At 43.7% G+C, this 611-nt stretch carries 1 protein-coding gene and 1 pseudogene; one reads left to right on the top strand and one right to left on the bottom strand.

Going from position 1 to position 611, the window contains the following annotated elements:
* A pseudogene (locus tag R7Q48_RS28775) lies at positions 1 to 112 on the top strand (macrolide ABC transporter ATP-binding protein); the annotation flags it as partial.
* Positions 113 to 234: 122 nt separating this feature from the next.
* On the opposite strand, the gene R7Q48_RS28770 reads toward R7Q48_RS28775, so the two are convergent.
* A partial coding sequence (locus tag R7Q48_RS28770; protein WP_318133752.1) for an isochorismatase family protein occupies positions 235 to 611 on the bottom strand: 377 nt, incomplete at its 5' end.

Genomic DNA, 611 nt, shown 5'->3' with positions numbered 1-611 from the left:
TCACGATAACGCTCTGGCAGAGCGCACTAAACGCATCATCACCATCAAAGATGGTAAGGTGATTTCGGATAGAGCGCCGATAGGGAAGGAGAACGCAATTTCTCACTGCTAAGCTAAATAAGATCGATGATTTGAATTTGGGCAGCTATGGATGCTGACACCATAACTGCCTAAGTTCGATTGGTATGAGAGCTAACGGGCAAATAATACTGGTTTAACTTTTCTGTTGGGCCTTTATTTTAAAAGCACGTCGGAAGAAGCCAATAGAGGTACTCGAATAGATACCGCACTTAAAGCAATGTTATGAATCATTTGATCGGTCGTCGTACAACAATCTTCAATGATGGAAACGTTGTATTTTTCCGCTGCTTTTGAAATTGCCGTATGTGTCACGCAATTTTGCGTCATCATTCCGCAGATCAACAATTCATCTACGCCGCTCCGTTCTAGTGCTTGTTCGAGGTTCGTTTGATAAAAACTGTCAGCGTGCTGTTTTTGAATGATCTCGGCGTCAGGACATATTGAGATGACGTCGGGATGAATCTCCACACCAACACTGCCTTCCTCAAAGAAAGGCGCTTTCCCTTTAGGGGCCGAAGATACATGTTGAA

It is taken from the genome of Vibrio sp. 378, assembly GCF_033339435.1.
The sequence above is the reverse complement of the archived record's forward strand: the minus strand, read 5'-3'. Positions and strand labels throughout refer to the sequence as shown.